Annotated in this window: 21 protein-coding genes; 7 read left to right on the top strand and 14 right to left on the bottom strand. The window is 65.9% G+C overall.

Annotation, left to right across the window (positions count from 1 at the left end; all coding sequences use genetic code 11):
• Nucleotides 1–102 precede the first annotated feature (102 nt).
• Nucleotides 103–1,638, bottom strand: a complete 1,536-nt coding sequence (gene murJ / locus PHLH3_RS05305; RefSeq protein WP_173173392.1) for a murein biosynthesis integral membrane protein MurJ — start codon at nt 1,636–1,638, stop codon at nt 103–105.
• A gap of 252 nt (nt 1,639–1,890) precedes the next feature.
• Here murJ and rpsT point away from each other — a divergent pair, with 252 nt between their 5' ends.
• Nucleotides 1,891–2,166, top strand: coding sequence for a 30S ribosomal protein S20 (rpsT, locus tag PHLH3_RS05300; protein ID WP_111259741.1), 276 nt, complete (start codon nt 1,891–1,893; stop codon nt 2,164–2,166).
• 118 nt (nt 2,167–2,284) lie between these two features.
• Here rpsT and PHLH3_RS05295 read toward each other — a convergent pair whose 3' ends face one another.
• The 5 genes from PHLH3_RS05295 to rplU form a co-directional block, all read right to left on the bottom strand.
• Entirely contained in the window at nt 2,285–2,743 is a 459-nt protein-coding gene (locus PHLH3_RS05295) for a CreA family protein (RefSeq protein ID WP_111259740.1), read from the bottom strand.
• A 12-nt stretch (nt 2,744–2,755) separates the two neighbouring features.
• Nucleotides 2,756–3,874, bottom strand: a complete 1,119-nt coding sequence (proB, locus tag PHLH3_RS05290) for a glutamate 5-kinase (RefSeq protein ID WP_173173398.1) — start codon at nt 3,872–3,874, stop codon at nt 2,756–2,758.
• 80 nt (nt 3,875–3,954) lie between these two features.
• Nucleotides 3,955–5,175 (bottom strand): Obg family GTPase CgtA, encoded by a 1,221-nt coding sequence (gene cgtA, locus PHLH3_RS05285; RefSeq protein WP_213628469.1) that lies wholly within the window; start codon nt 5,173–5,175, stop codon nt 3,955–3,957.
• 141 nt (nt 5,176–5,316) lie between these two features.
• Nucleotides 5,317–5,574 carry a 50S ribosomal protein L27 gene (gene rpmA / locus PHLH3_RS05280; RefSeq protein ID WP_111259737.1) on the bottom strand — a complete coding sequence of 86 codons (258 nt, stop codon included), beginning with the start codon at nt 5,572–5,574 and terminating at the stop codon, nt 5,317–5,319.
• Between the two features lie 25 nt (nt 5,575–5,599).
• Nucleotides 5,600–5,911 carry a 50S ribosomal protein L21 gene (gene rplU, locus PHLH3_RS05275; RefSeq protein WP_021219380.1) on the bottom strand — a complete coding sequence of 104 codons (312 nt, stop codon included), beginning with the start codon at nt 5,909–5,911 and terminating at the stop codon, nt 5,600–5,602.
• Between the two features lie 244 nt (nt 5,912–6,155).
• Here rplU and PHLH3_RS05270 point away from each other — a divergent pair, with 244 nt between their 5' ends.
• Together PHLH3_RS05270 and PHLH3_RS05265 are read left to right on the top strand one after the other, a co-directional pair.
• On the top strand, nt 6,156–7,124 hold the full coding sequence (locus tag PHLH3_RS05270; RefSeq protein ID WP_213628468.1) for a polyprenyl synthetase family protein: 969 nt from the start codon (nt 6,156–6,158) through the stop codon (nt 7,122–7,124).
• 207 nt (nt 7,125–7,331) lie between these two features.
• The gene (locus PHLH3_RS05265; RefSeq protein ID WP_213628467.1) at nt 7,332–7,580 is read left to right on the top strand and encodes a hypothetical protein; all 249 of its coding nucleotides are present in this window, start codon (nt 7,332–7,334) and stop codon (nt 7,578–7,580) included.
• 135 nt (nt 7,581–7,715) lie between these two features.
• Here PHLH3_RS05265 and PHLH3_RS05260 read toward each other — a convergent pair whose 3' ends face one another.
• The 5 genes from PHLH3_RS05260 to PHLH3_RS05240 all read right to left on the bottom strand — a co-directional run bounded on the left by PHLH3_RS05260 (nt 7,716) and on the right by PHLH3_RS05240 (nt 12,602).
• A complete protein-coding gene (locus tag PHLH3_RS05260) occupies nt 7,716–8,333 on the bottom strand; it encodes an FKBP-type peptidyl-prolyl cis-trans isomerase (RefSeq protein WP_111259734.1) in 618 nt (205 codons plus the stop codon).
• A 73-nt stretch (nt 8,334–8,406) separates the two neighbouring features.
• Entirely contained in the window at nt 8,407–8,712 is a 306-nt protein-coding gene (locus tag PHLH3_RS05255) for a DUF6482 family protein (RefSeq protein ID WP_111259733.1), read from the bottom strand.
• A 133-nt stretch (nt 8,713–8,845) separates the two neighbouring features.
• Entirely contained in the window at nt 8,846–9,340 is a 495-nt protein-coding gene (locus PHLH3_RS05250) for a TIGR00645 family protein (RefSeq protein ID WP_173173406.1), read from the bottom strand.
• Between the two features lie 195 nt (nt 9,341–9,535).
• Complete coding sequence (locus PHLH3_RS05245; RefSeq protein ID WP_213628466.1) at nt 9,536–9,877, bottom strand: hypothetical protein; 342 nt, start codon at nt 9,875–9,877, stop codon at nt 9,536–9,538.
• Nucleotides 9,878–10,088: 211 nt separating this feature from the next.
• The gene (locus tag PHLH3_RS05240) at nt 10,089–12,602 is read right to left on the bottom strand and encodes an ATP-binding protein (protein ID WP_173173408.1); all 2,514 of its coding nucleotides are present in this window, start codon (nt 12,600–12,602) and stop codon (nt 10,089–10,091) included.
• A gap of 265 nt (nt 12,603–12,867) precedes the next feature.
• Between PHLH3_RS05240 and PHLH3_RS05235 the strand changes: the two genes are divergently transcribed.
• Nucleotides 12,868–14,673 carry a DUF4105 domain-containing protein gene (locus tag PHLH3_RS05235; RefSeq protein ID WP_213630411.1) on the top strand — a complete coding sequence of 602 codons (1,806 nt, stop codon included), beginning with the start codon at nt 12,868–12,870 and terminating at the stop codon, nt 14,671–14,673.
• Here PHLH3_RS05235 and PHLH3_RS05230 read toward each other — a convergent pair.
• The 3 genes from PHLH3_RS05230 to PHLH3_RS05220 all read right to left on the bottom strand — a co-directional run bounded on the left by PHLH3_RS05230 (nt 14,667) and on the right by PHLH3_RS05220 (nt 18,131).
• Nucleotides 14,667–15,590 (bottom strand): SMI1/KNR4 family protein, encoded by a 924-nt coding sequence (locus PHLH3_RS05230; RefSeq protein ID WP_213628465.1) that lies wholly within the window; start codon nt 15,588–15,590, stop codon nt 14,667–14,669. The two genes, PHLH3_RS05235 and PHLH3_RS05230, sit on opposite strands and share 7 nt — an antisense overlap.
• Nucleotides 15,591–15,915: 325 nt before the next feature.
• Nucleotides 15,916–17,520, bottom strand: a complete 1,605-nt coding sequence (rtcR, locus tag PHLH3_RS05225) for an RNA repair transcriptional activator RtcR (protein ID WP_213628464.1) — start codon at nt 17,518–17,520, stop codon at nt 15,916–15,918.
• Nucleotides 17,521–17,522: 2 nt separating this feature from the next.
• The gene (locus PHLH3_RS05220; protein ID WP_244862982.1) at nt 17,523–18,131 is read right to left on the bottom strand and encodes a YiiX family permuted papain-like enzyme; all 609 of its coding nucleotides are present in this window, start codon (nt 18,129–18,131) and stop codon (nt 17,523–17,525) included.
• Nucleotides 18,132–18,372: 241 nt separating this feature from the next.
• On the opposite strand from PHLH3_RS05220, the gene PHLH3_RS05215 reads away from it, so the two are divergent.
• From PHLH3_RS05215 to PHLH3_RS05205, 3 genes are all read left to right on the top strand, one after another.
• Nucleotides 18,373–19,923 (top strand): TROVE domain-containing protein, encoded by a 1,551-nt coding sequence (locus tag PHLH3_RS05215; protein WP_213628462.1) that lies wholly within the window; start codon nt 18,373–18,375, stop codon nt 19,921–19,923.
• Nucleotides 19,924–20,583: 660 nt separating this feature from the next.
• Nucleotides 20,584–21,807, top strand: coding sequence for an RtcB family protein (locus PHLH3_RS05210; RefSeq protein ID WP_213628461.1), 1,224 nt, complete (start codon nt 20,584–20,586; stop codon nt 21,805–21,807).
• Nucleotides 21,808–21,861: 54 nt separating this feature from the next.
• The gene (locus tag PHLH3_RS05205; RefSeq protein WP_213628460.1) at nt 21,862–22,440 is read left to right on the top strand and encodes a hypothetical protein; all 579 of its coding nucleotides are present in this window, start codon (nt 21,862–21,864) and stop codon (nt 22,438–22,440) included.
• Nucleotides 22,441–22,453: the final 13 nt, after the last annotated feature.

The following is a 22,453-nucleotide window of genomic DNA, read 5'->3' as shown; positions in this document are numbered from 1 at the left end:
CACAAAGTGGCCGATTATACGCACACCCGCGACCAGACAACAGGCGTCGCTGACGTGTCGCAGACGGGCCGTGACGAGAGCCTTCCGGGTGCCAGGCGTGGCTCAGAGCGCGCGCCGGGCGAAGTGACGCAAGCGGAAGCCGAGCAAGGCCAGGGTGGCGAAATAGCCGAGGGCGCCGGCTGTGACCAGCGCCCCGAGACGCAGCAGGCGCAGCAGCATGTCGCCCTGGTCCCAGGCGGGCAGCAGCCACATGCCACCGACCAGCACCGCCGTCATCACCGCGACCGCAAGCAGCAGCTTGGCGAGGAACATCGGCCAGCCGGGCTGCGGCTCGAACAGCTTCTGCCGGCGCAACTGCCAATACAGCAGCGCGGCATTGAGACACGCCGCCAGGCCGATGGCCAGCGCCAGGCCGGCATGCTGCAGCGGACCGATGAAGACGAGGTTCATCGCCTGGGTCGCGACCAGGGTGAACAGCGCGATACGCACCGGCGTGCGCAGGTTCTGCCGCGCATAGAAGCCCGGCGCCAGCACCTTGACCAGGATGATCCCGAGCAGCCCGGCCGAATAGGCGATCAGCGCGCGCTGGGTCATCTCGGCGTCATGGGCGCTGAACTTGCCGTACTGGAACAGCGAGACCGTCAGCGGCTCGGCGATCAGCGCCAGCGCCAGCGCGCAAGGCAGCACCAGCAGGAAACACAGGCGCAGCCCCCAGTCCAGCAGTTGCGAATAGGCCTGGCGGTCATCGCTGGCGTAGGTCTTGGCGAGCGACGGCAGGAGGATGGTGCCCAGGGCGACGCCGAGCACTCCGGACGGCAGCTCCATCAGGCGGTCGGCGTAGTACATCCAGGACACCGAGCCTGCGGCCAGGAAGGACGCGAAGATGGTGTTGATGATCAGCGAGATCTGGCTGACCGAGACGCCGAAGATCGCCGGCCCCATCTGCTTGAGCACCCGCCAGACGCCGCTGTCGCGCAGGTTAAGGCGCGGCAGCACGAGCATGCCGATGCGCTTCAGGTGCGGCAGCTGGTAGAGCAACTGGGCCAGGCCACCCGCCAGCGTCGCCCAGCCCAGGGCCATCACCGGCGGGTCGAAGTAAGGAGTCAGGAACAGGGCGAAGACGATCATCGCCACGTTAAGCAGGGTCGGCACGAAGGCCGGCACGGCGAAGCGGTTCCAGGTGTTGAGTACCGCCCCGGCGAGGGAGGACAGGGAAATGAGGAAGATGTAGGGGAAGGTCACCCGCAGCAGCGAGGTGGTCAGCTCGAATTTTTCCGGCGTATCGGCGAAGCCCGGCGCCGTGGCCCAGATCACCCAGGGCGCGGCGAGCACGCCGAGGGCCGTGACCACCGCCAGCACCAGCGTCAGCAGGCCTGACACGTAGGCCAGGAAGGTGCGGGTCGCCTCCTCCCCCTGCTGGGTCTTGTACTCGGCCAGGATCGGCACGAAGGCCTGGGAGAACGCACCCTCGGCAAAGATCCGCCGCAGCAGGTTGGGCAGCTTGAAGGCCACGAAGAAGGCGTCTGTGGCCACGCCGGCGCCGAAGATGCGCGCCACGATGGTGTCACGGACGAAGCCGAGAACCCGCGAAAGCATGGTGATGGAACTGACGGCGGCCAGCGATTTGAGCAGATTCATGGAGGTCGGAGGCTTGTGCTCGTTGGAAGTCCCGCCAGGCGGAAAACAATGCCGCCGGGCCGAAAGCGCCCTGCTTTCGAAGGCGGCGAGTGTAGAGCCGGCACGAAAATAAATCACGCCGCGGTCCGGTATGAGGTACGCTCGTCGCCCCTTTGCAGGGAAGCCACGCCTGCCCTTGACATTGATTCATCGCATCGGCATGATTCGCGGCCTTATTTGTTTGTATCCCCCCAGTTTTCGAGGAGCTTGACGGTGGCCAATACACCTTCTGCCAAAAAACGCGCAAAACAGGCTGAGAAGCGTCGTAGCCATAACGCCAGCCTGCGCTCCATGGTCCGCACCTACATCAAGAACGTCGTCAAGGCGCTCGATGCCAAGGACCTGCCCAAAGCCCAGAACGCCTACACCCTGGCTGTTCCGGTAATCGACCGCATGGCCGACAAGGGCATCATCCACAAGAACAAAGCTGCTCGTCACAAGAGCCGCCTGAACGCCCACATCAAGGCGCTCGGCCAGGCTGCTGCCTAAGCTTTGCTTTTGATGAAAGACCGGCCCCAGGGCCGGTTTTTTATTGTCTGCGAAAAAGCCACGCCGATCGGCAGGCACAAAAAAACCCGGCGAACCGGGCTTCGATGCGCGCCAGGGCTCATTTCGCCCAGGGCAGGATCGGGATCGCCGTGACCGCGTTCTGCGGGCTGCCTTCGATCACTCGATCGCTGTACACCAGGTACACCAGCGTATTGCGCTTCTGATCGAAGAAACGCACCACCTGCATGGTCTTGAACACCAGCGAGGTGCGCTCCTTGAACACCTCCTCGCCATCCTTCAGCTCACCCTTGAAATGGATGGCACCGACCTGACGGCAAGCGATGGACGCCTCGGCACGATCCTCGGCCAGCCCGAGCCCACCCTTCACGCCGCCGGTCTTGGCCCGGGACAGGTAGCAGGTCACGCCCTCCACCTTGGGGTCATCGAAAGCCTCGACGACGATCTTGTCGTTCGGCCCCACCCACTTGAACACGGTGGAAACCGAGCCGATCTCCTCAGCGGACGCCAGCAGAGGCGCGCACAGAGCCAACGCCACCCATCCCTTTATCATGCGCATTCGAACGCTCCTTCAGACCAGAACCAGGTTGTCCCGATGCACCAGCTCGGGCTCGTCGACGTAGCCGAGCAGCTTCTCCACCTGCTCGGAGGACTGCCCGATGATCTTCTGCGCTTCCAGAGCGCTGTAGTTGACCAGCCCACGGGCGACTTCACGCCCATCCGGGCCGACGCAGACCACCATCTCGCCACGGCGGAAACTGCCCTGCACCGCCTTCACGCCGACCGGCAGCAGACTCTTGCGATCGTCACGCAGCGCCTTGACCGCCCCCGCATCCAGCACCAGGGTGCCACGGGTCTGCAGATGGCCGGCCAGCCACTGCTTGCGCGCCGCCAGCATGCCGCGCTCCGGCGCCAGCAGCGTACCCAGGCGCTCGCCGGCCTTGAGGCGGTCCAGCACGCGCTCGATACGCCCACCGACGATCACCGTGTGCGCACCGGAACGCGCAGCCAGGCGTGCCGCGCGCAGCTTGGTCTGCATGCCGCCGCGCCCCAGCGCACCGCCAGTGCCGCCCGCGACCGCATCCAGGCTCGGATCATCCGCACGGGCTTCGAATATCAGTTGCGCATCGGGATTGTGGCGCGGGTCGGCATCGAACATGCCGTCGCGATCGGTGAGGATCACCAGCAGGTCGGCCTCGACCAGGTTGGCCACCAGGGCCGCCAGGGTGTCGTTGTCGCCGAAGCGGATCTCGTCGGTGACCACCGTGTCGTTCTCGTTGATCACCGGGATGGTGCCGAGTTCGACCAGCGTGCGCAGCGTGCTGCGCGCATTGAGGTAACGCTTGCGGTCGGAAAGATCGTCATGGGTCAGGAGGATCTGCGCGGTATGCCGGCCATGCTCGCCGAAACTCGACTCCCAGGCCTGCACCAATCCCATCTGCCCTACGGCGGCGGCCGCCTGCAGCTCATGCATCGCCTTGGGCCTGGCGCTCCAACCCAGGCGACTCATGCCCGCCGCCACGGCGCCGGAAGACACCAGCACCAGCTCGACCCCCGCATTGCGCAGGGCAACCATCTGCTCGACCCAGACCGCCATGGCGTCGCGATCCAGGCCGCGACCATCCGCCGTCAGCAAGGCGCTGCCGATCTTCACCACCCAGCGCTGCGCGCCCGTCACCTTGTCCCGCATATCTTCCAACCTTAGCTAGAAAGCCGTGCGGCCCATGGCGCACAGCCTATGGCGATCATCTGCGCCGAGCGGCGCACTCATCAGGGTACGTAGAAGATTTCCGGACCGTCGCCGTCGTCTTCGTCATCCTCGAAGTCATCATCGTCATCCTGCGCACCGGCGCTCTTCAGCCCGGCGCGGCGCAGGGCCCGCTGATCGTCCAGCGCCTGCAGACGGGCACGCGCCTCGTCCTCGATGCGCTGGTCGAGCTCCGCGAGCTCCTCGGCGTAGGCCGGCTCCTCGCTGATGCGCAGGGCGCGCTCGTCGAGGTAGCGCATGATGTCCTGGGACAGCGCCTCGGTGCCCTCGCGCTCCAGCGCGGAGATCACATAGACAGGGCCTTCCCAACCCAGGCGCTCGATCACCGCCTTCATGCGCGCCTCGCGATCCTCGTCGAGCAACTGGTCGGCCTTGTTCAGCACCAGCCAGCGATCACGCTCGGTGAGCGCCGGACTGAAGCGCCCCAGCTCCTCGATGATGGTGGCGGCCGCCTCGGCCGGATCACTCTCGTCCAGCGGCGCCATGTCGACGATGTGCAGCAGCAGGCGGGTCCGCGCCAGGTGCTTGAGGAAACGGATACCCAGGCCGGCGCCTTCCGCAGCCCCCTCGATCAGGCCAGGGATGTCGGCCACGACGAAGCTCTTGTAGCGACCGACACTGACCACGCCCAGGTTCGGCACCAGCGTGGTGAAGGGGTAGTCGGCGACTTTCGGCTTGGCGGCGGAGACCGAGCGGATGAACGTGCTCTTGCCGGCATTCGGCAAGCCCAGCAGGCCGACGTCGGCCAACACCTTGAGCTCCAGCTTGAGATCGCGGGACTCGCCCGGCTTGCCGTTGGTGGTCTGGCGCGGCGCACGGTTGGTACTGGATTTGAAACGGGCGTTGCCCAGGCCGTGCCAACCACCCTGGGCGACCATCAGGCGCTGACCGGGCTTGGTCAGGTCGCCGATGATCTCCTGGGTGCCGGCATCGATGACGGTGGTTCCCACCGGTACGGGGAGAATCAGGTCCTCACCCTTGTGCCCGGTGCAATCCTTGCTGCCACCGTTCTGGCCACGCTGAGCATCGAAACGGCGGGTATAGCGATAGTCGACCAGGGTGTTCAGGTTCGGGTCGGCTTCCATGTACACGGAACCACCGTCACCGCCGTCGCCACCATTGGGGCCACCCTTCTCGATGAATTTCTCGCGACGGAAACTCATCAGGCCATTGCCGCCATCACCCGCTTTTACAAAGATCGATACTTCATCGACGAATTTCATCAGGACGCCTCCCGCCACGCGGGACGGGTTGAAAGAAAAAAGAACACAAGGATACAGGGAAGCCCGCGCAAATCGGAGTTTCCATCTATCAGAAACAAAAAAGCCCCGTCGCAAGACAGGGCTTTTGCAGCGGAGTCGCGATCAGGCCGCGACGACGCTCACGTACTTGCGACCGAAAGCGCCTTTGACCTCGAACTTGACCACGCCATCCACTTTCGCGAACAGGGTGTGGTCTTTGCCCAGGCCAACGCCGTAGCCGGCGTGGAACTTGGTGCCGCGCTGACGCACGATGATGTTGCCGGCCTTGATGGCCTGGCCGCCGTACAGTTTCACGCCAAGGCGTTTACTTTCTGAGTCGCGGCCGTTGCGGGTAGAACCGCCAGCTTTTTTGTGTGCCATGAGTCAAATCCTCCAAAAAGGAAATTTAGGCCTGGATGCCGGTGATCTTGATTTCAGTGAACCACTGGCGGTGGCCCTGGCGCTTCATGTGGTGCTTACGACGGCGGAACTTGATGATGCGCACTTTGTCGTGACGGCCTTGAGCGACCACTTCAGCGACTACTTTGGCGCCATCAACGACCGGAGCGCCGATTTTCACGTCGTCGCCATTGCCGATCAGCAGAACGCGATCGAAGGTCACGGATTCGCCGGTGGCGATCTCGAGTTTCTCGATCTTCAGGAATTCACCTTCAGCGACTTTGTATTGCTTGCCGCCGGTAACGATAACTGCGTACATGGATTTTCTCCGTTAAACCTGCTCACCCGACGCTTTATAGGAAGAAGAAGGGGTCGGCATGGCTGCATGGGGCCGGAACTGGAACCCGTGCAATTGCGTAAGGCAGGAAAATGCCCAAGGAAGTTCAGGGGCCGCGATTGTACGCAAGCCGTGATTGCCGCGCAAGCACCGTCGGCGCTTGCCTTGACAGCCCCCACCCTGCCCCCTAGCATGCCGCGCAACCTCAAAGGAGCACCCCTCGCTGATGCAACCCCAGGCCTTCTACCGCGTGGTGGCGGACGATTTTACCGCAGTCGACGACATCATCCGTCGGCAACTCACCTCCCGCGTTCCCCTGGTGGAAAAGATCGGCGACTACATCGTCTCTGCCGGCGGCAAGCGCCTGCGTCCGCTCCTGGTCCTGCTCAGCGGCAACGCACTGGGCTTCGGTGGTGACCAGCTGCGCCTGCTCGCCGCCACCATCGAGTTCCTGCACACCTCCACCCTGCTGCACGACGACGTGGTCGACGCTTCCGGCCTGCGCCGCGGCCGCTCCACCGCCAACGCGCTGTGGGGCAACGCGCCGAGCGTGCTGGTCGGCGACTTCCTCTATGCCCGCTCCTTCGAAATGATGGTCGAGCTCGGCTCCATGCCGGTGATGCGCATCATTTCCCAGGCCACCCGGGTGATCGCCGAGGGCGAGGTGCTGCAGCTGTCGAAGATCCGCGACGCCAGCACCACCGAAGAGACCTATATGGAAGTCATCCGCGGCAAGACCGCGATGCTCTTCGAGGCCTCCACCCACAGCGCCGCCGAACTGGCCCAGGCACCGGCCGAACAGGTCGAGGCCCTGCGCACCTTCGGTGACTACCTGGGCATCGCCTTCCAGCTGGTGGACGACCTGCTCGACTACCGCGGCGACGCCACCACCCTGGGCAAGAACGTCGGCGACGACCTGGCCGAAGGCAAGCCCACCCTCCCGCTGATCGCCACCATGCGCGACGGCACCGCCGAGCAGGCCGCCCTGGTCCGCCAGGCCATCCAGCAGGGCGGGAGCCAGGACCTGGAAAGCATCCGCGCCGCCGTGGAGGCAGCCGGTGCGCTGGACTACACCGCCCGCCTCGCCCGCGACTACGCCGAGCGCGCCATCGCCTGCCTGGACGTACTGCCGGACAACGAGTACCGCGACGCCCTGATCGAACTCACCCGCTTCGCCGTCGCCCGCACGCACTGATCCACCCGCCGTATCCGAAAGCCCGTCCTTGCGACGGGCTTTTTCGTTGCGCGCCCCTAAAGGCTGAGCAGGAGCAGCCTCCAGGCCAGGTTCGAGCCCGGCAACGGCATGACCTGGATCAAGCAGACGACGAAAGGCGGCGATTGCCTCTTGTTATTTTGATAATAGGAATTATTCTCATCTCACTGCTTTTCAAGGAGATGAGCCATGACCTACCTGATCGATGCCTGGCTGGATCGCCCGCACCCCTACCTGCGCATCCTCCACCGTGAAACCGGCGAAGTGTGCGCCATCCTCGAAGAGGACGCGCTCGACGAGTTGCGTGATCAGGGGGATCTCGACCTTGCCGGCCTGACATCCAGCGAGCCCGTGATACTCAAGGAGCTGGTGCGCAGCCTGTTCCTCTTCTGCTATGCGCGGGCGCTGCGTCCGCACAACGAGGTCCAGCTGCACTGAAGGGTTCGGATGACGCAGGACGCGTCATCTGCATGGCCGGCGCCCGGGGCTCCGGCCGTGCATGCGGAGGCAGAGGCGCCTCCGCCGGCTCCCGGGCCGTCAGGGACGACGCGCCCGGCGATCACTCCGAAAGACTCAGAGGATTTCCAGCAGCTCGACGTCGAACACCAGCACGCTGTGCGGCGGGATGCTGCCGACGCCCTGGGCGCCGTAAGCCAGCTCGCTGGGCACGTGCAGGCGCCATTTGCTGCCGGCGTTCATCAGTTGCAGGGCCTCGACCCAGCCGGCGATCACGCCGCCCACCGGGAATTCGGCCGGCTCGCCACGGTTGTAGGAGCTGTCGAACACGGTGCCGTCGATCAGGGTGCCGTGGTAATGGGTGCGCACGGTGTCTTCGGCGGAAGGCTTGGCACCCTCGCCCGCGACCAGCACTTCGTACTGCAGGCCGGACGGCAGCTGGGTGACGCCCTCGCGCTTGGCGTTCTCCACCAGGTAGGCACGACCTTCGCCAGCGGCGGCATCGGCCTTGGCCTGGGCTTCGGCATGCATGCGCTCGCGGATGACCTTGAAGGAGGCGGACAACGCGGCACCGTCGACACGGCTCTCGATGCCGGCGAAGGCATCGCGCAGGCCGGCGACGACAGCGTCGATGCTCACGCCGGGCGGGGGATTGTCACGGATCTGGTCGCCCAGTTGGCGGCCGATACCGTAGCTGACGCGGGTTTCATCGGTGGAAAATTCGAGTTCGGACATGGCCGGGGCTCCGCTCCGGAAAAAAGGCCGGCCAGACTAGCACAGCCCCCTTCCCGGCCCTATCCCCCCGCCATCAGTGCCGGGCGCCCATCGACAACGGCACCCGCAGCGCACCGCGATCATCCGGGGCGATACCGCACATCTCGTCATGCACGGAAGCGTGCACCAGGTAGAACGGCATGCGCGGCAACTCATGCAGCAGCCCCCGTGCATGCTCCACCGAGCGCAGCTGCATCGCATGGCCACGGCCATCGTCCAGGGTGTGGCAACGCCCCTCGATATGGGCCTGCAACAGGTAGATGCCCCCCTCCATGGAGATCAGGTCGAGCCCATCGACATGCCCGGCGCGGGCTTCGCTGGAAAGTGTCTGCAGGTTCATGGCGTCACCTCGGCGGGATCTGTACAGGGAAAAGTTAAATACAGTTTCCGTACAGGATCAAAACCGCCGGGCAGAAACACGACCGCCCGCGAGCGGGACGCTGACGGGCGGTCATGGTGGAGCGGCGGCGCGATCAGTGATCGTGCTTGGTCATCTTGTCCAGGTAACCCATGGCGAATGCCGAGATCACGAAGGTCATGTGCAGGACCACGTACCACATGATCTTGGTGTTATCGATGTTCTGCGCATCCATGAACACCCGCAGCAGGTGGATAGAGGAGATCGCCACGATGGACGCGGCCACTTTCATCTTCAGCGAGCCGGAGTCCATCTTGCCCAGCCAGCTGAGCTTCTCCTTGCCCTCGTCGATGTCCAGCTGGGAGACGAAGTTCTCGTAGCCCGAGATCATCACCATCACCAGCAGCCCGCCCACCAGCGACATGTCGATCAGCGACAGGAGCACCAGGATCAGCTCCGCCTCGGTCTTCTCGAAGACGTGCGGAAGGACGTGATAGACCTCCTGGAAGAACTTCAGCGACAGCGCCAGCAGCGCCAGGGACAGGCCGAAGTAGATGGGCGCCAGCAACCAGCGCGCCGCATACATCGAGTTTTCCAAAAAGCGTTCCATGAAGCCTCGCATCCAGAGTCAAAACTGGCGGCGAGTATAGCGAGCACATTCCTACAGAAAAACAGGCACGTAATGCCTCGAAATATCCCCAGGAGCTGTGGATAACCCTGTGAATTGTCTTGGGAAGGATGGCGCTGCCCAGCGTTCGCCGGGGCTCGCCGCAGGCTGCGCAAAAGCTGCACAGCCGATGCCCGCTCAGGTCTCCGGCCGGGACAGGAACGAGCCCGGGCTGCGAGGGCGCTCACCATTGAGCCGACGCAGTTCACCCTGCACATGGAGGCGCCAGATCAGCGGGTCCTCGCAGGCGCAGTAGCCCAGCTCGGCCAGGCAGGAAGCAATCGCCGAAAGCACCGATTCAGCGACGAAAGGCCCGTGGAATGGGCCCTGCGCCTTGATCGCCGACGGCTGCGCTCCCGAAATCCCGGCAGCGCAGATGAGTGTCCAGAGTCCATTCCCTCCGGCCAGCGGCAGAATCACGCACTCGATGCGGGTGACCATGCCCAGGCATTGACGGGTGAGGCAGAGGTTGCGGGACATGACGACGTTCCTCGCGAAGACCTTGGGCCAGCCTACACCTGACAGGGGCCCTGGGAAAGCGAGGAAATCTTATCCACGCCAGCTGTGGATAAGCCTGTGGATGCCGTGGTGAAAAGTCTGTCGGACCAGCGCCAGCGCTGAGCGGCTCTACGCCGCTCAATGACTGACCAGCCACGGCACCCGCGCGGCGCCGTGACCGGTCATCGCCTGGTCAGGCCGGGCCCTGGACCTTGTCGTCGGGCGGGGTCTTCTTGCCGGGTTCCTTCTTCGGGCCCTTGCGCGGCGGCTTGGCGGGTGCCGGCGCCTTCTCCAGGGCGGCGGCCACCTCCTTGGCGGCGTCGGGCTTCTCTTCCTCCTCCATGCCCATCTCGGCGATCTCGCGCAGGCGCTCGACCACCCGGGCGTTGACGCTGCCCTTGGGGAAACGGCCCTTCTCGTCCGGGCTGCCGGCATCCTCGCCCACCAAGAGGCTCAGCGCCTCATCGGCCTGACGCACCGCGTAGACATGGAACTGGCCATTGCGCACGGCCTGCAGCACGCGTTCATCGAGCATCAGCGTGGCGACGTTGGCCTGCGGGATGATCACCCCCTGCTCGCCGGTCAGCCCGCGCGCTTCGCAGAGGCGGAAGAAGCCCTCGATCTTCTCGTTGACCCCGCCGACCGCCTGCACCTCGCCGAACTGGTTGATCGAACCGGTGATGGCGAAGCACTGCTTGAGCGGCGTGCGCGACAGCGCCGAGATCAGGGTGCAGACCTCGCCCAGGGACGCGCTGTCGCCGTCGACGTAGCCGTAGGACTGCTCCAGCGCGATGCTCGCCGAGATTTCCAGCGGAAACTCCTGGGCGTAGCGGCTGCCGAGGTAGCCGGTGAGGATCATCACGCCCTTGGAGTGGATCGGCTGGCCAAGGTTGACCTCGCGCTCGATGTCGACGATGCCCGAGCCCCCCGGGTACACGGTGGCGGAAATCCGCGCCGGCACGCCGAATGCCGAGTCGCCCACCTCCAGTACCGTGAGGCCGTTGCACTTGCCCACCGCTGCGCCGTCGGTGTCGATGAGGATGATCCCCGCCAGCATGTCGTCGAGGATGCGCGCCGAAACCCGGCCGGTGCGCGTGGCCTTGGATTTGAGCGCACGCTCGATGTGTTCGGCGTCGGTCACCTTCTCGCCGGCCAGCTGGCGCACGAAATCGGCTTCGCTGAGCAACTGGAACAGGTCGCCGATCTTCGCCGAGAGGCGCTTCTGGTTTTCCGCCAGGCGCGCGCTGTAGGTGGCCAGGCGCGCCACGGCAGCGGCGGAGAGCGGCGCCATGCCCTCTTCCGAGGTGCGGGTCTTGAGCAACTGGGCGAACTGCTCGAGGGTCTCCTCCGACAGCGGGATCTCCTCGTCGAAGTCCACCAGCACGCGGAACATCTCCTGGAAGTCCGGATCCAGGTCCTGCAGCGTGTAATACAGCTGGCGCGAACCGATGATCACCACCTTCAGCTGCAACGGGATCACCTGCGGCGTCAGGGTCACGGTGGCCAGGCGCCCCAGCTCGGCCAGCGGCGACTCCATCTTCAACTGGCGCGAATGCAAAGCGCGCTTGAGCGCGTCCCAGACGAAGGGCTCGCTCAGCAGCTTCTCCGCCTCCAGCACCAGGAAACCGCCGTTGGCACGGTGCAGCGCCCCCGGGCGCAGCTGGCGGTAGCTGGTGTAGAGCGCGCCCTGGTCGGTGCCGTACTCGATGCGGCCGAACAGGTTGTCGTAGGTCGGGTGCGACTCGAAGACCACCGGCGCACCGCCGCTGGCCGGGTTGCCGACCACCAGGCTCGGGCAGTACTGCTCCTCGAGCATCTCGCGGCGCTGCAGGTCCGGCTTGTCGTCGAGCATCTGGTCGACCACGGTCTTCAGCAGGTTCACCTGCATGGCCTGCAGGTAGGCGATCACCCCGGCGTTCTCCGCGTACTTCTCGGAAAGCGGCGCCAGCAGCGGCTGCAGGGCCTGGGTGATGGTCTCCTCGTTGAGCTGGCGCAGCAGGTTGCTGGACTCGCGCTTCCACTGCGGCAGACTGGCCAGCTCCTCGTTGAGGCGCTCCTCCAGGCTGGAGATGTCCTCGTGGAAACGCTCGCGCTCGGCTTCGGGCAGCTGGGCGAAGTCGGCCTCGTCCAGCGCCTTGCCATCCTTCATCGGAGTGAAGGCGATGTTGGCGCTGTCCCGGTAGAGCGCGACGTCCTTCTCCAGCGCCAGGCGCTCGATCACATCCAGGGCGCGGTCGTAGCGCTGGTTGAAGCCACGGTCGATGGCGCTCTTCTTCTGCTGGAAGGTCGGCGTCTCGAACACCGCCGGGAAGGTGGCCAGGAGGTTATCCACAAGCTGGCCGATATCGGTACTGAAGGCGCTCGCCTCGCCGGGCGGCAACTGCAGGGCGCGCGGCTCGCGCGGCTCGTCGAAGTTGTTGACGTAGACCCAGTCCATCGGCGTGGCCAGGCGCTTGCCCTCGGCCTTGAGGTAGCGCTGCACAAAGGAGAAGCGACCGGTGCCGGGCTCGCCCATCACATAGACGTTGTAGCCCGGGCGCGGCATGGCGACGCCGAACTGCAGGGCCTCCACCGCGCGCTCCTGGCCGAGCACGCCACGGAAGGGTTCGAGATCGTCGGTGGTGGCAAAGGCGAACTGCTTGGAGTCGAAGGGGCGGGTCAGCGCATCGGGCGCCAGGCGCAGGGAGGCGACGAGAGGATCGGGCATCGGAAATCCTTATTGGCGACGCGGAAACATGGCCGCATTCTGGCGCCGCCTTCGTCCGCGTTGCAAGGCGTTCCGCCCTTGGCGGAGCGCGGCGCGAGGCGCTTCGCAAAAGCGTGCGAGGGCTTGCGCAATCGTCCTTTCTGACCTTGCTTGACACCCGTGGCGGGCATCGCCAAAGCTCGCCCATCCCACTCCAAGGCGAAAGCGAGCAGCGCTGTTGAAACGGACCTTCTCCCTCCTGGCCCTCTGTACCTGCACGCACCTGATGGCGGCCCCCGCCATCCCCCCGCAAACCCTGCAGCGCCTGGCCGAAGACCCGTACTGGATCGCCCTCGGCCACTACGAAACCGGCAAGCTCGGCGGCTGGCGCAGCTACGTCGACGACGAACGCTTCTTCCTCGCCGAGACGGGCGACAGCGACCCCACGGCCGAACTCACCGCCACGGTCGCGGCCCTGTACCAGGACGCCAGCCTCGGCGACCGCCACCCGCAATGCCGCTACCCGGCGCGCACGCGCTGGCTCCGCGAACGGCTGCAGCTCACCGACCTGCCGGCCCCTGCCTGCAGCGAATTCGCCAGTTGGTACCACGACATCAATCCCCACAGCACGGTGCTGATCTTCCCGGCGGCCTACCTCAACAGCCCCTCGTCCATGTTCGGCCACACCCTGCTGCGCATCGACCAGCCCGACGTACAGGAGAACAACACCGCCCTGCTCAGCTACGCCCTCAACTTCGGCGCCTTCATCGAGGGCGCCGACAACAGCATCCTCTATGCCTGGAAGGGCCTGATGGGCGGCTACCCCGGGCTCTTCGCCCTGGTGCCCTACCGCGACAAGCTCAAGGAATACAGCCGCCTGGAGAACCGCGACCTCTGGGAGTACCGCCTCAACCTCAGCGCCGAGGAAACCGGGCGCATGGTCGAGCACGTATGGGAGCTGCGCCAGGTCCGCTTCGACTACTTCTTCTTCGACGAGAACTGCTCCTACCGCCTGCTGGAATTGCTGGAGATCGCCCGCCCCGGCATCGAGCTCACCGAGCAGTTCCCGCTGACCGCCATCCCCACCGACACCGTGCGTGCCATCAAGCATGCCGGGCTGGTGGAGCGGATCGACTACCGCCCCTCGCGGGAAAAGGAACTGATGGCCCGCGCGGCGCCGCTGGACAGCGACGAGCAGGATTGGGTCCTGCGCCTGGCCGACGACGAGAGCCTGCTGGACGACCCGGCCTTCCGCGCAATGCCCGCCCCGCGCCGCGCGCAGGTCCAGGACGCCGCCTTCCGCCTGGAGCGCTACCGCTCCACCGGCGAGGAACGCAGCGGCGCACGGGCGCAGCGCAGCTTCCAGCTGCTGCGGGCGATCAACCAGAACCCGCCCCCCGCACTGCAGGCCGAGCGCCCGCCGCTGCCCGAGGAAGGCCACGAATCACGCACCTGGCAACTGGGGCTCGGCAGCCGCGAGGACCGCGCCTTCGCCGAGTACGGCCTGCGCATGGCCTACCACGACCTCAACGACAACCTCGCCGGCTTCCCCCTCGGCGCACAGATCGAGATCCTCCAGCTCAAGCTGCGCCAGTACGAGCAGAACCACTGGCAGCTGCAGCAGCTGGATTTCGCCACCATCCGCTCGCTCACCCCGCGCACCCAACTGCTGCAGCCCTGGTCCTGGCAGGTGGCCGGAGGCCTGGAACGGGTGCCCGGCAAGGATGGCGACGAGACGCTGGTGAGCCATCTCAACGGTGGCGTGGGCGGCAGCTGGCAATGGGGGGACGACACCCTCTACTACGCTCTGGCCACCGCCCGCGTGGAACACAACCCGGACTTCGGCGCCTTCGTCGCCGGGGCCGGCGGCTTCGACACCGGGCTGCTGTGGCGCAACGGCCTGGGCACCCTCAGCATTGAGGCGGCCGGCGACTACTTCCACAACGGCGAGGTGCGCCGGCGCCTGTCACTCAACCAGCAATGGGAGCTGGGCACCGACCTGGGCCTGCGACTTTCCGCCGAACGCTCGTTCAGCCAGCTCGGCGGCAACGACAACCAGGTGATGCTGCAACTGCGCTGGTACCACTACTGATCCCGGTGGCGCTCGGCGATGCCGTGCCCGGCGAACCAGGCCAGCAACGCTTCGCGCTTGAGCAGGCGGGCGTAGACCGGCGCATTCACCCCACCCCGGATCAGTTGCCCAAGGTCGACACCCTCGCCCGCCAGGCGCGCCAACAGCGCCTCGTCGTCGTGCTCGACCGCATGCTCCAGGGCCAGACGCTGCAAGGCCGGCTCGACCGATAGCCGGCCGTCGTCCAGGGCGCCGCGCCAGTCCTGCACCAGCGCACTCATCCCCGCCCGCAGCCGTTGCGCCAGAGCGGCGTCCTCGATGGCCAGCGGGTCCAGCGCCTCGTCCAACTCCAGGCCGGTGCCATCGGCACCCTCTTCGAAGGGGTCGCGGTAGTACACCAGCTGGGCGAACAAGCCTTCGAAATCATCCGCCACCCGCGTGAAGGAGTCCTCGTGCAGGCGCATGGACCAGGCCGGCGGCAAGCCCTGGCTCCAGGCATAGACGGCACCGAAATCCTCGCCCGGCTCGACACGGACGTAGATGCGCTCCAGGTACTCGAAGCCGCCCACGGGCAGGAACGCCAGCCGCCCGTCCCACTCGCGGCCCTCGTGCTCGGCGAACGCCCGGGCCCCCTCCTCCTCGTGCTCGATCCAGCCCCAGAGGTCGTTGTAGCCATCGCTGCCGGGGAAGAACAGCTCGCTCAGGGAGAAGGCGTGCAGGTGGCCCTGGTAGTCCACCTGGAAGTCGTAATCGAGCCGGCCGCCATAGGCGACACGCCACAGCCGCACCAGGGAGGGCGGCAGCGCGCGACCCAGGCGCGCCTCCACCTCCGCCAGCTCTGCATCGGTGATCGGCGGCCGCGCCTGGTGGATGATCCGCCCGGCGAAGGGCGCCAGTTCATGCTGGCGCAGGCGTTGCAGTTCGTCGTGGGTGAACATCAGGCCTGCCCTCCCAGCTGCTCGCGCGCAACCGGAACCGGAACCGGAACCGGGCCGATGCCCCGCAACGGGTCCAATGCGCGCGAGGGATAAACGCAGGGTTCTCCCACCGCGCAACAGGTGCGCAGCGGCTCGGAGGATTGGGTAAGGCTCATGGGCGGTCCTTGCTCGGCGGGGTTGCGAAAGGCGCAAAGGATAGCCGAGCCCAACTGAAGTCGCGCCTACACATGCGTCCCCACCGAATGGGCATGACCGCTGCGTAGGGTGGAGGTCGCTTTTTACCTCCACCAAGCGGAGTCGAGGCTGGCACGACGATCAAGCCACCTCAGCCGGCGGCCAGGTCCTTCCACTCCAAGCCGAACCGCCCCAGGTATTTGCGCAACCGGTCCGCGTCATTGGGCTGCGCCTTGGCCTGCCGTGATACGTCATAAAGCAGCCGCCCCGCTTCGGACAGGCTGCTCGCCTCGCGGCACACCGCGACCACCGCCGCCAGTTGCAGGCGGTCGAAGCGGTCCAGTTCCACCAGCCGCTCGCCGAGCAGCGTCGCCAGGCCGTCATCCGCCTGCCCCTGGGCGCCCCAGGCGTAGCGCAGGCGGTCGATCTCCTCCTGCACCAGCGCCTCGTCGATGCGACCGCTGTCGGCCAGGGTCGCCATGCGCGTGATGGAGGCCGACAGCTCGCGGAAGTTCCCCGCCCAGCGCGCCTCCGCCGAGCAGGCGAAGGCCAGGTAACGGCGCCGCGCCTCGGCGTTGAAGCGCACCATGCGCCCCTGCTCGCGGGCGTGGCGCTCCAGTTCGAAATCGATGTTCGGCTCGATGTCCTCGCGGCGCCCGGCCAGGCCCGGCAGCTCGAAGGTCCAGAGGTTGATGCGCGCGTACAGGTCCTCACGGAACAGCCCCTCGGCCACCCGCGTACGCAGGTCACGGTGGGTGCCGGCGATCAGCAGGAAGTCGCTCTCCACCTCGCGGTCGGCGCCCATGGGGAAGAAGCGCTTCTCCTCGATGGCCTTGAGCAGCATGGCCTGCTCGTCGAGGCCCAGCTCGCCGATCTCGTCGAGGAACAGCATGCCGCCATCCGCCGCGCGCAGCAGGCCATCGCGGGCGTTCTGCGCCCCGGTGAAGGCCCCCTTGATGTGGCCGAACAGCGCCGACATCGCACCGTCGCCGCGCAGGGTCGCGCAGTTCACCTCGACGAAGCGGCCCTTGATCTGGTGACGCGCATCCTTCAGCTCGAAGATGCGCCGCGCCAGGAACGACTTGCCCGCCCCGGTCGGCCCCACCAGCAGCATGGGTGCGCGGGAGCGCAGTGCCACCCGCTCGATCTGCTCGATGCTGCGGTTGAACGCCGTGTTGCGCGTGGCGATGCCGGACTTGAGCAACGCCAGGCTTTCCAGCTGTTCGCGCTGGAAGCGCGAGGCGATGCGGTCGTAGCGCGACAGGTCGAGGTCGATCAGCGAGTGGGTGCCGATGGCGTGGCGGTCCTCGTCGCGACGACGGGCCGGGGAGGTCTGCACCAGGCGCGCCGGCAGGTAGCGCGCCTCGGTAAGCAGGAACCAGCAGATCTGCGCCACGTGGGTACCGGTGGTGATGTGCACCAGGTAGTCCTCGTGCTCGGTATCGAAGCGGTAGGCGCTGACGAAGTCATGCAGCGCGCCATACACCTCCTCGAAGTCCCAGGGGTTGCGCAGCGGCATCTCGTGCAGGCGCACCTCGGTCTGCGGCGACACCTGCTCAACGTCGCCCTTGATGCGCTGGGACAGCCCCAGGTCGCGGGCATCGCTGCCGTGGATCAGCTCCAGGCGGTCCACCAGCAGGTCCGGTTGCTGGCACAGGCCCACGCTCGGGCGCCACTTGTTCCAGCGCTCGGCGCCCTTGCCCATGCGATCCAGGGTGGCGCCGACGAAGCCGATGGCGACGGTCTTGCGGGCCATGCTCACTCCTGCGCCACGGTGATCAGCTGCGGCGACTCGAAGATCGCCACCGGCGAGATCACGGTCTCATCCAGCGGGATGTCCTGGCCGTAGCGCTCGCGCATCTTCGCCTTCACCACCGGCGAGCCGAGGTCGAAGTCGCGGATGCGCTGCAACTCGCCCAGGCGCAGGCCGAGGGTGCGCTCGTAGAGCTTCCACACCAGCTCCGAGCAGTACAGCCGCTGGTCGTTCCACTCGAAGGCCAGGTCATAACGACGCCCGCGCATGCCCTCCGCCAGCTCGCGCATGTGCACCAGCGCATCGTGGGTCAGCAGTTCATCCGCGCGGGCCAGGCGCTTGACCACGTAATGACCGCCCTCGCCCCGGGCGATCCAGTGCTGCAGCGGCACGTACTGCACCGTCGCCCCGGCCTCGAACACCTGCAGCGTGCCGTTGCGCGCCAGCACCAGCCCCATGTGGCTGTAGCGCGAATGGGTGGCCTGCTGCACCGCCAAGCTCTGCGCCGAGCGCGACTGGTGGAAGATGATGTCGCCCTCGTGCACCTCGGGCAGTGGCGCGGCCTGGGCCAGGCAGGCGAACAGGCTGGAGATGAGGAAAAGTGGAAAGCGCATGGCATGTCCTTGTCGATGGCGCATCGGTGGCGGCGAGTTTATCCAAAAATATAAATTCGTATATCCACGAATATGGATATCTTTATCGAAGCCCGCTGGGCAAGATCCTTGAATCACCCGCCGTAAAAATAAAGTCCTTAAAAATCAATTGCTTGAAAAATATTTTCATCCTCATCAACGAAACTGGCACGCCGCTCGCTATATCCCTGTCAACGAAAGGACAACAGAGCGAGACGCCACGATGGCCAACACCGCCCTCTTCAACACCCAGGCAGCCACCCTGCCGCAGGTGGATACCTACAACCGCAGCAAGGCCGGCGCCTATGCCCTGCAGCCGAAGCACAAGCTGGCGCAACTGGCGATGACCGGTTGCCTGAACCAGACCTTCTACGCCGATGCCCCCGAGCAACTGGCCGAGGTGCTGGCGCTGGTGGCCCAGCTGGACGCAGCCTTCGTGGCGAAGACCGCCGTGTACGCCCGCCGTGCCGGCCATATGAAAGACATGCCGGCCCTGCTGGTGACCGCCCTGGCGGCACAACGCTCCTCCCTGCTGCCGGCCGTCTTCGGCCAGGTAGTAGACAACGGCAAGATGCTGCGCAACTTCGTGCAGATCCTGCGCAGCGGCGTGACCGGTCGCAAGTCGCTCGGTACGCAGCCCAAGCGCCTGGTGCAGGACTGGCTGAACAGCGCCAGCGAGCGCCAACTGCTGCAGGCGGCGATCGGCAACCAGCCGTCCCTGGCGGATGTGCTGAAGATGGTCCACCCGAAACCGAGCGAAGCCTGGCGTGAAGCCTTCTTCGCCTGGGTACTCGGCAAGCCGGCGGACGCCGACGCGCTGCCGCCGCTGACCCGCGCCCTGCTTGCTTACCGCAGCGGCGCCAGCGACGAGCTGCCGGACGTGCCCTTCCAATTGCTGGGTGACCGTCAGCTGAGCGCTGAACAGTGGCTGGTACAGGCACAGCGAATGGGCTGGCAGGCCCTGCGGATGAACCTCAACACCCTGGCACGCCACGGTGTGTTCCAGTTGCACGGCGCGGCCTACACGGTTGCCGCGCGGCTGGCGGACCGGGAAGCGGTGGCCAAGGCACGGGTCTACCCGTACCAGTTGCTGACTGCCTACAAGATGGCCGGCAGCGAAGTACCGGAGCCGGTGCGCGAGTCGCTGCAGGACGCACTGGAACTGTCGCTGGCCAATGTGCCGGCGCTGCGGGGCAACGTGGTGGTGTGCCCGGACGTATCCGGCTCCATGCAGAGCCCGGCCACCGGCTACCGCCCGGGCGCCACCAGCACGGTGCGCTGCATCGATGTGGCGGCGCTGATGGCCGCAGCGGTGCTGCGCAAGCAGCCGGCGGCGCGGGTGATGCCGTTCGAGAACCAGGTGGTGGACGTGCGCCTCAACCCGCGTGACAGCGTGATGAGCAACGCGCAGAAGCTGGCCTCGATCGGCGGCGGTGGCACCAACTGCTCGGCACCGCTGGCGCAGTTGGTGAAGGAGAAGGCCAAGGTGGACACGCTGATCCTGGTTTCGGACAACGAATCCTGGATCGACGCCAAACGGCGCGGCGCCACCGAAACCATGCTCCAGTGGCAGCAGCTGAAGCGGCTGAACCCGAAGGCGAAGATGGTCTGCATCGACATCCAGCCCTACGGCACCACCCAGGCGCAGGAGCAGCAGGACATCCTCAACGTCGGCGGTTTCGGCGATGCGGTATTCGATGTGATCGCCCAGTTCGCCATTGGCGAATACGGCGCGCGGCACTGGGTCGAGCTGATCGAGGCGACCGAGCTGTAGCGATACGGAGTAATCAAGGGACCCGCAATGGGGCGGGGCCCGCAATGCGTTGAAGCGCGAGACGGCGAATGCAGCCGGGACTCCATCACCGATGTCCCTGCACACTCTTGTCACCGTAACGCGCGGCACGAATGCAGATGGCTGTACATCGGTTGAGCCGGTTCGATTCCGGCCCGCGGCAACGCGGAACAGTCACCTTCCCTTGTCGTGCCACCTTGAGTTTTGCGACGAATGCCGGTGGAACTACACCCTCCAACGGTCGAGATGCGGGTTCGAATCCCGTCGGCTCCAATACTGCGGGGCCGTAGTTCAACGGTAGAACACGAAAACGTTTCACCACCTTTTGTCGTCGCACCTGTTTCACAACGGCCCGCAAGGGTCGGCAGCGAATGCAATGGGCATTACATGTGTCGCGGGTTCGAGCCCCGCCCCGGCAACGGGTAGCTCAGCGGGTAGAGCAATTCATGTCCACATCCCTTGTCGCTGCACCCCGGCCGCCCAGGCGGCCAACCGGATTTGCCCGGCGAATGCCGGTGGAACTACAGGACGTCGTGGTTGCGGGTTCGACTCCCGCCGGCTCTCCGGGGCCGTAGCTCAATTGGATAGAGCGCGATGCCGTTTCACCCGACTTGTCGCCGTTTTGAAAGGAAAGAAGGAACCATGGAAAAGCACTACAACCTGCTGGAAGTCGCCAACGGCAAACCGATCAAGCTCTGGACCCAGGGCGTACCGGTGGAGGACGACGCGCGCAAGCAACTGATCAACACCGCGAAGATGCCCTTCATCTTCAAGCACCTGGCCGTGATGCCGGACGTGCACCTGGGCAAGGGGTCGACCATCGGCAGCGTGATCCCCACCGTTGGCGCCATCATCCCGGCCGCCGTGGGCGTGGACATCGGTTGCGGAATGATCGCCGCGCGCACCTCGCTGACCGCCTCCGACCTGCCGGACAACCTGGCCGGCCTGCGTAGCGCCATCGAGAAGGCCGTGCCCCATGGGCGCAGCGTGTCCCGCGGTGGTCGAGACAAGGGCGCCTGGGAAGACGTGCCGGAGCTGGCGGACCACGCCTGGTCGGCCCTGGCCGGGCGCTTCAAGGTGATCACCGACAAGTACCCGCGCCTGGAGAAAACCAACAACCGCAAGCACCTGGGAACCCTGGGAACCGGCAACCACTTCATCGAGGTCTGCCTGGACGAGGCCCAGCGCGTCTGGTTCATGCTCCACAGCGGATCGCGCGGTGTGGGTAACGCCATCGGCAGCCTGTTCATCGAACTGGCCCAGGCCGATATGCGCCAGCACATCGCCAACCTGCCGGACCGCGACCTGGCCTACTTCGAAGAAGGCAGCCAGCACTTCGACGACTACGTGGAGGCCGTGGGCTGGGCCCAGGACTTCGCCAAGCAGAACCGCGCACTGATGATGCACGCCGTGATCGCGGCGGCGCGTACGGTGATCAAGAAACCCTTCGAGGCCAACCTGGAAGCGGTGAACTGCCACCACAACTACGTGCAGAAGGAGCGGCACTTCGGCCAGGAAGTCCTGGTGACCCGCAAGGGCGCGGTATCGGCGCAGAAGGGCCAGCTGGGCATCATCCCGGGGTCCATGGGCGCGCGCAGCTTCATCGTGCGCGGCCTGGGTAACGAGGAAGCGTTCTGCTCCTGCAGCCACGGCGCCGGCCGCACCATGAGCCGCACCAAGGCGAAGAAGCTGTTCACCGTGGACGACCAGATCCGCGCCACCGCCCATGTGGAATGCCGCAAGGACGAGGACGTGATCGACGAGATCCCCATGGCCTACAAGGACATCGACGCCGTGATGCATGCCCAGCGCGAGCTGGTGGAAGTGGTGCACACCCTGCGCCAGGTGGTCTGCGTTAAAGGATGAAGAATGATCGGCGTTGCCCCGCCAACGCCTTTCGACCCTGAGGGAGAGCGACTGATGTTGCAGAAACTGGAAAGCCGTCGGGTGAAAGAACTCCGGGCCCGCCTCGACGAAGCCGGCAGCGTCTTCGACTTCGTCGTGCTGGGCCTGGATATGACCGCCCGCCCCGGCGAGGCCGAGCACAAGGATGCGCTGCGGGTGCTGTTCGAAGGCATCCGCGAACGCGCCCAGGAATGGCGCCGCAAGCTGGTGGAACAACACCCGCAGTACGCCAACCATCCCTGGCCGGAGCTGATCCCGGACCTGGAGCAGGCCCGCCCGCAGGCCCTGGATGCCGCGCGCATCGAGGAACTGGCCCGCGACGACGGGCCGCTGTACCGGGCCCTGGTCGGCCCGCCCTACGGCACCGCGCTGCAGATGGAGGACTTCCGCGAATGGCGCGAGGTCCTGCGCCTGCACGCCGATGAGGGGATGCAGGTGCTGGACTGGGTCGGCAACGCCGACGACGAACCCCAGCGCAGCGCCTGGAGCAGCTACTTCGATGACGGCAAGGAATGGTGGGGCATCTGGTGCCTCACCCTGTACAACCCGAGACGACGAACACTCAGCGCGCTGGCCGCCAGCGCCACCGATTGAAGCAGTAAGGGAA

Origin of the sequence: Pseudomonas sp. Pc102 (assembly GCF_018408275.1) — a bacterium.
GTDB classification, from domain to species: Bacteria; Pseudomonadota; Gammaproteobacteria; order Pseudomonadales; family Pseudomonadaceae; genus Metapseudomonas; species Metapseudomonas tohonis.
This window is presented reverse-complemented; position numbering and strand designations above follow the sequence as displayed.